General features: G+C 69.9%; 11 protein-coding genes. All 11 read left to right on the top strand.

What is annotated here, in order from left to right; all coding sequences use genetic code 11:
* Positions 1-444, top strand: a 444-nt coding sequence (locus J1C73_RS14510; RefSeq protein ID WP_207316739.1) for a hypothetical protein, incomplete at its 5' end; no start/stop codon positions are given.
* Between the two features lie 165 nt (positions 445-609).
* The gene (pdxS, locus tag J1C73_RS14505) at positions 610-1,530 is read left to right on the top strand and encodes a pyridoxal 5'-phosphate synthase lyase subunit PdxS (RefSeq protein ID WP_207316738.1); all 921 of its coding nucleotides are present in this window, start codon (positions 610-612) and stop codon (positions 1,528-1,530) included.
* A gap of 6 nt (positions 1,531-1,536) precedes the next feature.
* Positions 1,537-2,130 carry a pyridoxal 5'-phosphate synthase glutaminase subunit PdxT gene (gene pdxT / locus J1C73_RS14500; RefSeq protein WP_207316737.1) on the top strand — a complete coding sequence of 198 codons (594 nt, stop codon included), beginning with the start codon at positions 1,537-1,539 and terminating at the stop codon, positions 2,128-2,130.
* Between the two features lie 61 nt (positions 2,131-2,191).
* Entirely contained in the window at positions 2,192-2,944 is a 753-nt protein-coding gene (locus J1C73_RS14495; protein ID WP_123468415.1) for a YebC/PmpR family DNA-binding transcriptional regulator, read from the top strand.
* 134 nt (positions 2,945-3,078) lie between these two features.
* Complete coding sequence (gene ruvC, locus J1C73_RS14490) at positions 3,079-3,654, top strand: crossover junction endodeoxyribonuclease RuvC (protein ID WP_207316736.1); 576 nt, start codon at positions 3,079-3,081, stop codon at positions 3,652-3,654.
* Positions 3,651-4,277, top strand: coding sequence for a Holliday junction branch migration protein RuvA (ruvA, locus tag J1C73_RS14485; protein WP_207316735.1), 627 nt, complete (start codon positions 3,651-3,653; stop codon positions 4,275-4,277). The genes ruvC and ruvA overlap by 4 nt, the downstream gene beginning before the upstream one ends.
* An 83-nt stretch (positions 4,278-4,360) precedes the next feature.
* Positions 4,361-5,434: a Holliday junction branch migration DNA helicase RuvB gene (ruvB, locus tag J1C73_RS14480; protein WP_207316734.1), complete on the top strand. Its 1,074-nt coding sequence runs from the start codon at positions 4,361-4,363 to the stop codon at positions 5,432-5,434.
* 164 nt (positions 5,435-5,598) lie between these two features.
* Positions 5,599-6,105 (top strand): preprotein translocase subunit YajC, encoded by a 507-nt coding sequence (gene yajC / locus J1C73_RS14475; RefSeq protein ID WP_207316733.1) that lies wholly within the window; start codon positions 5,599-5,601, stop codon positions 6,103-6,105.
* A 146-nt stretch (positions 6,106-6,251) separates the two neighbouring features.
* Complete coding sequence (gene secD, locus J1C73_RS14470) at positions 6,252-7,994, top strand: protein translocase subunit SecD (RefSeq protein WP_207316732.1); 1,743 nt, start codon at positions 6,252-6,254, stop codon at positions 7,992-7,994.
* A gap of 1 nt (position 7,995) precedes the next feature.
* Positions 7,996-9,099, top strand: coding sequence for a protein translocase subunit SecF (gene secF, locus J1C73_RS14465; protein WP_207316731.1), 1,104 nt, complete (start codon positions 7,996-7,998; stop codon positions 9,097-9,099).
* Positions 9,096-9,650, top strand: coding sequence for an adenine phosphoribosyltransferase (locus J1C73_RS14460; RefSeq protein WP_207316730.1), 555 nt, complete (start codon positions 9,096-9,098; stop codon positions 9,648-9,650). The genes secF and J1C73_RS14460 overlap by 4 nt, the downstream gene beginning before the upstream one ends.
* Positions 9,651-9,751 lie beyond the last annotated feature (101 nt).

Genomic DNA, 9,751 nt, shown 5'->3' with positions numbered 1-9,751 from the left:
GCGGCCCGGGCCGCACTCGACGCACAACTGCTGCGCCGGGCCTCGGTCACCCAGGAACTCGCCACCTCCGGTGTCCTGGACCCGGCCGCGTCCATCGTCCTGTACGAGGCCGCGCACGCCGCCCGCCAGGCGGAGGAGGAACAACGCGAGGTCGCCGAGAGCGAACTGAGCACCGCCCTGCGCGCGGTGTTCGGCGAGCCGGCGCAGGTGGAGGCGGTCAAGGAGATCCCGGGCGGCGAGGAGACCGCGTCCGAACTGGCCGCCGCCGTCCGCCGGGTCCCGATGGCACGCCGGTTCCACAACGACGCGGTGCGGGCCGCCCGGGCGCTGCGCCGCCACCGCACGGTGCGCTGGTTCCGGCTGGCCGGTCATGCCCCGTTCCCGCTCGCCTTCGAGATGGACGACGAGCCGCCGGTCGCCCTCGCCGCGCGCCCGGTCAGCTGACGTCCGCGGCGCGAGCGGGGCACGGCCCGTTCCCGCTCGCCGCCGGGCCAAAACGATCCACCGGCCTCCTATTGGCCCTTGCTGTGGACCGGTCCCGGAGAGTTTGCTCAGCAGTGCATGACCCCCATGCGCGCTCAGCGTCTTTTCTCCCAGTGAGGTCGATCCGTGTCCACGCTTCCCACCACCCCGCAGTCCGCTGACTCCCCTGCGACCGGCACCGCCCGCGTCAAGCGCGGCATGGCCGAGCAGCTCAAGGGCGGCGTGATCATGGACGTCGTCAACGCCGAGCAGGCGAAGATCGCCGAGGACGCGGGCGCCGTGGCCGTCATGGCCCTGGAGCGGGTGCCGGCCGACATCCGCAAGGACGGCGGCGTGGCCCGGATGTCCGACCCGAACATGATCGAGGAGATCATCGAGGCCGTCTCCATCCCGGTCATGGCGAAGTCCCGCATCGGACACTTCGTCGAGGCCCAGGTCCTGCAGTCCCTCGGCGTCGACTACATCGACGAGTCCGAGGTGCTCACGCCGGCCGACGAGGTCAACCACAGCGACAAGTTCGCCTTCACCACCCCGTTCGTCTGCGGCGCCACCAACCTGGGCGAGGCCCTGCGCCGCATCGCCGAGGGCGCGGCGATGATCCGCTCGAAGGGCGAGGCCGGCACCGGCAACGTCGTCGAGGCCGTCCGGCACCTGCGCCAGATCAAGAACGAGATCGCCCGGCTGCGCGGCTACGACAACAACGAGCTGTACGCCGCCGCCAAGGACCTCCGTGCCCCGTACGAGCTGGTCAAGGAGGTCGCCGAGCTCGGCAAGCTGCCCGTCGTCCTGTTCTCCGCGGGCGGCGTCGCCACCCCCGCCGACGCCGCGCTGATGTGTCAGCTGGGCGCCGAGGGCGTCTTCGTCGGCTCCGGCATCTTCAAGTCCGGCGACCCGGCCAAGCGCGCCGCCGCCATCGTGAAGGCCACCACGTTCTTCGACGACCCGAAGATCATCGCGGACGCCTCCCGCAACCTGGGCGAGGCCATGGTCGGCATCAACTGCGACACCCTGCCCGAGACCGAGCGCTACGCCAACCGCGGCTGGTAGTCACTGATGAGCGACACCCCTGTGATCGGAGTCCTGGCTCTCCAGGGCGACGTACGGGAACACCTGATCGCCCTGGCCTCGGCGGACGCCCTGGCCAGGCCGGTCCGGCGGCCCGACGAACTCGCCGAGGTCGACGGCTTGGTCGTGCCCGGCGGCGAGTCCACCACGATGTCCAAACTGGCCGCCCTGTTCGGGATGCTGGAACCGCTGCGCGAGCGGGTGGCCGCCGGGATGCCGGTCTACGGCACCTGCGCCGGAATGATCCTGCTCGCCGACAAGATCCTCGACCCGCGCTCGGGCCAGGAGACCATAGGCGGCATCGACATGATCGTGCGCCGTAACGCTTTCGGGCGGCAGAACGAGTCGTTCGAGGCGGCCGTGAATGTAGCCGGGATCGAGGGCGGTCCGGTCGAGGGCGTCTTCATCCGGGCCCCCTGGGTCGAATCCGTGGGTGCGCAGGCCCGGGTCATCGCCGAGCACGGCGGCCATATCGTGGCGGTACGGCAGGGAAACGCCCTTGCCACGTCATTCCATCCCGAACTGACCGGGGACCACCGGCTTCACGCCTACTTCGTCGACATGGTGCGCGCACTGGGCTGACTCGATCCCGGTAGGATCTCTCGGGTTCGTACGGAATTTGGTGACGCGAAGGAGAAGGCAGATGTCCGGCCACTCTAAATGGGCTACGACGAAGCACAAGAAGGCCGTGATTGACGCCAAGCGCGGCAAGCTCTTCGCGAAGCTGATCAAGAACATCGAGGTCGCGGCCCGCACCGGCGGTGTGGACCCCGAGGGCAACCCGACCCTTGTGGACGCGATCCAGAAGGCGAAGAAGAGCTCGGTCCCGAACAAGAACATCGACTCCGCGGTCAAGCGCGGTGGCGGTCTCGAAGCGGGCGGCGTCGACTACCAGACGATCATGTACGAGGGCTACGGCCCCAACGGTGTCGCGGTGCTCATCGAGTGCCTCACCGACAACCGCAACCGCGCCGCGTCCGACGTACGCGTCGCCATGACGCGCAACGGCGGCTCGATGGCCGACCCGGGCTCGGTCTCGTACCTGTTCAACCGCAAGGGCGTCGTCATCGTCCCCAAGGGCGAACTGTCCGAGGACGATGTGCTGGGCGCGGTGCTCGACGCGGGTGCCGAGGAGGTCAACGACCTCGGCGAGAGCTACGAGGTCGTCAGCGAGGCCACCGACATGGTCGCGGTCCGCACCGCGCTCCAGGAGGCGGGCATCGACTACGACTCGGCCGAGGCCAACTTCCTGCCCACCATGCAGGTCGACCTCGACGAGGAGGGCGCCCGCAAGATCTTCAAGCTGATCGACGCGCTGGAGGACAGCGACGACGTGCAGAACGTCTTCGCCAACTTCGACGTGTCGGACGAGGTCATGGAGAAGGTCGACGCCTGAGCGGTTGTCGGTCGACCGGCGCAGCTTTCCGTGGACGGGCCGACGGGGGACACACCCCGTCGGCCCGTCGCATTGTCAGTGCGAGCCGATAGCCTGCGGGAACAGTTGACCGATCGGCAGGGAGGGGGTGACCCATGCGGGTACTCGGTGTGGACCCCGGGCTGACCCGGTGCGGCGTCGGAGTAGTCGAAGGCGTCGCGGGCCGTCCCCTGACGATGCTCGGTGTCGGAGTCGTGCGCACACCGGCCGACGCGGAGCTCGGACACCGGCTGGTGGCCATCGAGCGCGGCATCGAGGAGTGGCTCGACGAGCACCGGCCCGAATGCGTCGCCGTCGAGCGGGTGTTCGCCCAGCACAACGTCCGTACGGTGATGGGCACGGCCCAGGCCAGTGCGGTCGCCATGCTCTGTGCGTCCCGCCGCGGCATCCCGGTGGCCCTGCACACGCCCAGCGAGGTCAAGGCCGCCGTCACCGGCAGCGGCCGTGCGGACAAGGCGCAGATCGGGGCCATGGTCACCCGGCTCCTGCGGCTGGACGCCCCGCCGAAACCGGCCGACGCCGCCGACGCGCTCGCCCTCGCCATCTGTCACATCTGGCGCGCCCCGGCGGTCAACCGCCTCCAGCAGGCGCACGCGGCCGCAGCGGCCGCGGCCCGTACCCCGCGCGTTCCGCGCACCGCAGCAGCTCCCGTCCGGAAGGTCCCCCGATGATCGCCTTCGTCAGCGGCCCCGTGGCCGCTCTCGCCCCGACCACGGCCGTGATCGAGGTCGGCGGTATCGGCATGGCCGTCCAGTGCGCGCCGAACACCCTCGCCGGTCTCCGTGTCGGCAAGGAGGCCAGGCTCGCCACCTCCCTCGTCGTACGGGAGGACTCGCTCACGCTCTACGGCTTCGCCGCCGACGACGAGCGGCAGACCTTCGAGCTGCTCCAGACCGCGAGCGGGGTCGGACCCCGGCTCGCCCAGGCCATGCTCGCCACGCACAGCCCGGACGCCCTGCGCATCGCCGTGTCCACCGGGGACGAGAAGGCGCTCACCGCGGTCTCCGGCATCGGCAAGAAGGGCGCGCAGAAGCTCCTGCTCGAACTCAAGGACCGGCTCGGCGAGCCGGTCGGCGCCCACATCGGTCAGCAGGGCATCGGCACCGCTGTCTCCTCCTCCTGGCGTGACCAGCTGCAGGCCGCCCTGATCGGCCTCGGCTACGCGACCCGCGAGGCGGACGAGGCGGTGTCCGCCGTGGCCCCACAGGCGGAGGCCGCCATCGCTGAGGGCGCGCAGCCGCCGGTGCCGCAGCTGCTGCGCGCCGCCCTGCAGACCCTCAACCGGGCGCGCTGAGCGAACCCGGAGGGCACCCTTCTCCACCCCGGACCGGGCACCGCACGGCCCGGCACCGAAACACCCGAGGCGGGACTGACGAGATGAACTGGGACGAGACCGGACCCGACACCGACGAGCTGCTCGACGAGCGCCTCGTCGACGCCGGCGCGGACGGCGAGGACACCGCCGTGGAGGCGGCACTGCGCCCCAAGGACCTCGACGAGTTCGTCGGCCAGGAGACGGTCCGCGAACAGCTCGACCTGGTCCTCAAGGCGGCCCGCGCCCGTGGCGCCACCGCCGATCACGTGCTGCTCTCCGGCGCCCCGGGCCTGGGCAAGACGACCCTCTCCATGATCATCGCGGCTGAGATGAACGCCCCGATCCGGATCACCTCGGGCCCCGCCATCCAGCACGCGGGCGATCTGGCGGCGATCCTGTCCTCGCTCCAGGAGGGCGAGGTCCTCTTCCTCGACGAGATCCACCGCATGTCCCGGCCCGCCGAGGAAATGCTCTACATGGCGATGGAGGACTTCCGGGTCGACGTGATCGTCGGCAAGGGGCCGGGGGCCACCGCCATCCCGCTGGAGCTGCCGCCCTTCACCCTGGTCGGCGCCACGACCAGGGCAGGGCTCCTGCCGCCCCCGCTGCGCGACCGCTTCGGCTTCACCGGGCACATGGAGTTCTACACGCCCGTCGAACTGGAAAGGGTGATCCACCGCTCGGCCCGCCTCCTCGACGTCGCGATAGACGTCGAGGGCGCCGCGGAGATCGCCGGCCGCTCCCGCGGCACGCCCCGTATCGCCAACCGGCTGCTGCGCCGCGTCCGGGACTACGCCCAGGTCAAGGCCGACGGCAGGATCGACCGGGACATCGCCGCCGCGGCCCTCCAGGTGTACGAGGTCGACGCCCGCGGTCTCGACCGGCTGGACCGGGCGGTGCTCGGCGCACTGATAAAGCTCTTCGGCGGCGGCCCGGTCGGCCTGTCAACCCTCGCGGTCGCCGTGGGGGAGGAGCGCGAGACGGTCGAGGAGGTCGCCGAGCCCTTCCTGGTGCGGGAAGGCCTGCTGGCCAGGACACCGCGCGGGCGGGTCGCCACACCGGCCGCCTGGGCCCACCTCGGGCTGGTTCCTCCGCAGCAAGGCGGAATGGGACAACAGGGCCTGTTCGGGGCGTGACGCATCACAGGTTGGCCCGCAGAGGAACCCGGGTGCCATGCTGGACGTTGTTCCATCGATGCGGACTCGCTTAGACTCCGCCGATGCCGTCCTTAAAGGTCGGTGTACCCACCCCCGTAGACCAGGCCGCCTTCCAGCGCGGTCGTGCGAAGGAAACTCGTCCCGTGAATCCCGTGACTCTCCTCCCCTTCATCGTGCTCATCGGGGCCATGTTCCTGATGACGCGGTCCGCCAAGAAGAAGCAGGCGGCGGCTGCGAACATGCGCAATGAAATGCAGCCCGGTACCGGCGTCCGGACGATCGGGGGCATGTACGCCACCGTCAAGGAGCTTCACGACGACTCGGTCCTCCTTGAGATTGCTCCCGGCGTCCACGCCGTCTACGCCAAGAACTCCATCGGTGCCGTCCTCGACGACGCGGAGTACAACCGCATCGTCCACGGTGACGAGGAGGAGGAGCTCGACGTCGACGGCGCGGTCGTGCCCGACGACGCCTCCTCGCTGACCGAGCTCGACGACGCCACCGACGAGGACACCTCGGACGTCGCGAAGATCGATCTGGGCAAGAAGGCCGAGGCGGACGACACCGAGGCGGACGACACCGAGCCGGCCGACACGCCGACCGACAAGAAGTCCGACGGCAAGTCCGACGGCGAGGCCGACGCGAAGTAGCACACGACCCGGGGATGCCGTGAGCCCACAGGCATCCGGCTGTCCCCGGACCGTGCGGTCTTCTGCGGGGGCGGGTCCCCACTACACTTCGTGGCCGCTTGGGCGCGTACCCGGCGCGGGGCGGTTGGACAGGGAGAATCGAAAAGGTGGCAGCACCGAAGAAGGGCCGAGGGCCGGCCGGCGGTCAGGGCAGGCCGGGGCGTGCCCTGGCTCTGATCCTGATCGCCATGGTCGCGCTCACCGGCGGGATGTTCCTGGCCGATCAGCCGACGCCGCGACTCGGCATCGACCTGGCGGGTGGCACGTCCATCACGCTGGAGGCGAAGGCCGAGCCCGGCCAGGAGTCGTCGATCAACAAGACCAACATGGACACGGCGGTCCAGATCATGGAACGCCGCGTCAACGGTCTTGGCGTGTCTGAGGCCGAGGTCCAGACGCAGGGCAAGAGCAACATCATCGTCAACATCCCCAAGGGCACGAACTCCGCCCAGGCCCGGGAGCAGGTCGGTACGACGGCCAAGCTCTACTTCCGGCCGGTGCTGACCGTCGCCCAGGGCACGCCCACCCCGGCACCCAGCGCCTCGTCCTCCGGCAAGGCCAGCCCGTCGGGATCGCCGAGCTCCTCCGCCTCCGACAAGGCGTCGAGCCCGCCCACGAAGCCGGACGCGAGCGCCACCACCCAGGGCCGCGCGGTCACCGGCGCCCTGAAGGCCGACTCCACGCCCACGCCGAACGCCAGCGCGACGCCCAAGGCGAGCGGCACCCCCACCGCGTCCCCCGAGGAGCAGGCGGCGGCCGCCAAGCTGCAGAAGCAGTTCGAGGCGCTCGACTGCTCCACCAAGGCCGGCCGCTCCAAGGCGGCCCAGGGCTCCAAGGCCACCGACACGGTGGTCGCCTGTGAGCAGGACGGCAGCGCCAAGTACGTGCTCGGCCCGGCCGAGGTCGACGGCACGGACGTGAAGACCGCGAAGGCGGCCATCAACCAGAACAACGGTCAGTGGATCGTTCAGATGGGGTTCACCGGCGGCGGCGCCAAGAAGTTCCAGAAGATCACGGGCACGCTCGCCCAGCAGCAGTCCCCGCAGAACCAGTTCGCCATCGCGCTCGACGGCGAAGTGGTCTCGGCTCCCTCCGTGAGCCAGGCGCTGAGCGCCGACGCCGAGATCTCCGGCAGCTTCACCCAGCAGTCCGCCGAGGACCTGGCCAACGTCCTCTCCTACGGTGCGCTGCCGCTCTCCTTCAAGGAGCAGAGCGTCACCACCGTCACCGCCGCACTCGGCGGGGAGCAGCTCAAGGCGGGCCTGATCGCCGGCGCCATCGGCCTGGCCCTGGTCGTCATCTACCTGGTGGCCTACTACCGCGGGCTGGCGCTCATCGCGCTCCTCAGCCTCCTGGTCTCCGGCATCCTGACGTACACGATCATGGCGCTGCTCGGCCCGGCCATCGGATTCGCGCTGAACCTGCCCGCTGTCTGCGGCGCCATCGTGGCGATCGGAATCACCGCGGACTCGTTCATCGTGTACTTCGAACGCATCCGTGACGAGATCCGCGAGGGCCGTACGCTCCGTCCCGCCGTCGAGCGGGCCTGGCCGCGCGCCCGGCGCACCATCCTGGTCTCCGACTTCGTGTCGTTCCTGGCCGCGGCGGTGCTGTTCGTCGTCACCGTCGGAAAGGTCCAGGGCTTCGCGTTCACGCTGGGTCTCACCACCCTGCTCGACGTGGTCGTGGTGTTCCTCTTCACCAAGCCGGTCATGACGCTGATGGCCCGCAAGCCGTTCTTCGCGAGCGGTCACCCGTGGTCCGGACTGGACCCGAAGCGGCTCGGCGCCAAGCCGCCGCTGCGTCGTTCGCGCCGTGTCAACGCCCCCACCGACCCGAAGGAGGCGTGAGATGTCGCGACTCGGCAATCTCGGCGCCCGTCTCTACCGCGGCGAGGTCGGCTACGACTTCATCGGCAACCGCAAGATCTGGTACGGCATCTCGATCCTGATCACCATCACGGCCATCGTCGGCCTGGCGGTCAGCGGCCTGAACATGGGCATCGAGTTCAAGGGCGGTGCCGTCTTCACCACCCCGAAGACGAGCGTCTCCGTCGACAAGGCGGAAGAGCTGGCATCGACGTCCTCGGGTCACCAGGCCATCGTCCAGAAGCTGGGCAACGGCGGCCTGCGCATCCAGATCACCGAGGTCGACACCTCGAAGTCCGACGAGATCAAGGGCGAGCTCTCCAAGGGGCTCAGCGTCCCCGCGGAGAAGATCGCCGCCGACCTGGTCGGCCCCAGCTGGGGTGAGCAGATCGCCAACAAGGCCTGGACCGGCCTCGGCGTCTTCATGGTCCTCGTGGTGATCTACCTGGCCATCGCCTTCGAGTGGCGGATGGCCATCGCGGCCCTGGTCGCACTGATCCACGACATCACCATCACGGTCGGCGTCTACGCCCTGGTCGGCTTCGAGGTCACCCCGGGCACCGTGATCGGTCTGCTGACGATTCTCGGTTACTCCCTCTACGACACGGTCGTCGTCTTCGACAGCCTCAAGGAGGGCACGAAGGGGATCACCAAGCAGACCCGGTGGACGTACAGCGAGATCGCCAACCGCTCCATCAACGGCACGCTGGTCCGCTCGATCAACACCACGGTCGTCGCCCTGCTGCCGGTCGCCGGTCTGCTGTTCATCGGTGGCGGTGTCCTCGGCGCGGGCATGCTGAACGACATCTCCCTGGCACTCTTCGTCGGCCTCGCCGCCGGTGCGTACTCCTCGATCTTCATCGCCACTCCGCTCGTCGCCGACCTCAAGGAACGCGACCCGCAGATGAAGGCCCTGAAGAAGCGGATCCTCGCCAAGCGCGCGGCAGCGGCCGCCAAGGGCGAGCCCTCCGAGGCGGAGCAGGCGGACGAGGGCTTCCCCGAGGACGTCGCACCCGCCGGAGCGGTCGTCGGACAGCGCCAGGAGCCCCCCAGCGGCCACGGCCGGACCCCGGGGAAGCGTCGATGACCAGCAGCACCACCGCGAGCACGAGTGACCTCCTGCTCAGCCGGATCCGTGACGTGGCGGACTACCCGAAGCCGGGGGTGATGTTCAAGGACATCACCCCGCTGCTCGCGGACCCGGTGGCCTTCACCGCCCTCACCGACGCCCTCGCGGAACTGTGCGTACGGCACGGCGCCACGAAGATCGTCGGCCTGGAGGCCCGCGGGTTCATCCTGGCCGCACCGGTCGCGGTCCGGGCCGGTCTCGGCTTCGTCCCCGTCCGCAAGGCCGGGAAGCTGCCGGGCGCCACGCTCAGCCAGTCCTACGAGCTGGAGTACGGCACCGCGGAGATCGAGATCCACGCCGAGGACCTGTCCGCGGACGACCGGATCATGGTCATCGACGACGTGCTGGCCACCGGCGGCACCGCCGGTGCCTCGCTGGAACTGATCCGGCGGGCCGGGGCCCGGGTCGCCGGCGTCGCCGTCCTCATGGAGCTGGGATTCCTGGCCGGCCGGGCCCGCCTGGTGGAGAGCCTGCGCGGCGCTCCGCTGGAGGCCCTGATCACGGTCTGATCGCCAGGCGGACCGTACGAGGCACCGCATTACCCGCACCGAAGCGGGCACCTGGGAACAACCGGGTGCCCGCTTCGGTGCGGGTAATGCGGTGCCTCGTA

Origin of the sequence: Streptomyces laculatispora (genome assembly GCF_017353455.1) — a bacterium.
In the GTDB taxonomy this organism is placed as follows: Bacteria; Actinomycetota; Actinomycetes; order Streptomycetales; family Streptomycetaceae; genus Streptomyces; species Streptomyces laculatispora.
This window is presented reverse-complemented; position numbering and strand designations above follow the sequence as displayed.

Coding starts and splice junctions, on each gene's coding strand:
- J1C73_RS14495 (WP_123468415.1), top strand. CDS start 2,192: ATGTCCGGCCACTCTAAATGGGCTACGACGAAGCACAAGAAGGCCGTG.
- J1C73_RS14460 (WP_207316730.1), top strand. CDS start 9,096: ATGACCAGCAGCACCACCGCGAGCACGAGTGACCTCCTGCTCAGCCGG.
- ruvC (WP_207316736.1), top strand. CDS start 3,079: ATGCGGGTACTCGGTGTGGACCCCGGGCTGACCCGGTGCGGCGTCGGA.
- ruvA (WP_207316735.1), top strand. CDS start 3,651: ATGATCGCCTTCGTCAGCGGCCCCGTGGCCGCTCTCGCCCCGACCACG.
- pdxT (WP_207316737.1), top strand. CDS start 1,537: ATGAGCGACACCCCTGTGATCGGAGTCCTGGCTCTCCAGGGCGACGTA.
- secF (WP_207316731.1), top strand. CDS start 7,996: ATGTCGCGACTCGGCAATCTCGGCGCCCGTCTCTACCGCGGCGAGGTC.
- ruvB (WP_207316734.1), top strand. CDS start 4,361: ATGAACTGGGACGAGACCGGACCCGACACCGACGAGCTGCTCGACGAG.